General features: G+C 37.0%; 1 protein-coding gene. It reads right to left on the bottom strand.

Annotated features, from left to right (window positions below):
• Positions 1-435 (bottom strand): G5 domain-containing protein (locus tag ADH54_RS09805; protein WP_049524968.1); only part of this gene is annotated, 435 nt, incomplete at both ends.

Below are 435 nucleotides of genomic sequence, written 5' to 3'. Positions count from 1 at the left end.
ATTTCTATAGGTGACACTATCTTTTCCACATTTCCAACTTTTACTACTTTGTCTTTAGCTGGAGTGTTTTCTGTTGTAGTTTCTTCTGAGATAGCTCCTGTTTCTTGATTCAATGTGTATTTTGTAGTTGATACTGAGCTACCATTCTCCCCTGGTGTTTCTTCTATTTTTTGATTGTAATTCAACGCTGGATTTGCTTCATAAACTGTCTTAAAAGGAATTTCTTGTGATTGAACTGTTGGTTTTGTTCCTACTGCCGTTATTTTCGCTTGCATTGCTTTGGCTACTTTTGTTGAAACTTCTGGCTCAGTCAAGTCTCCTGTTTGTGCATTTACTTTATAAACACGAATAGTAGTCGTTTCTTCATCTTGGCCTTGTTCTCTAACTACTTTAACCCCTTTATCAAGTGACTCATCCGCGACAAACTGTTCACCT

The sequence above is a fragment of the Streptococcus pseudopneumoniae genome, assembly GCF_001072315.1.
GTDB lineage: Bacteria > Bacillota > Bacilli > Lactobacillales > Streptococcaceae > Streptococcus > Streptococcus pseudopneumoniae_R.
The sequence above is the reverse complement of the archived record's forward strand: the minus strand, read 5'-3'. Positions and strand labels throughout refer to the sequence as shown.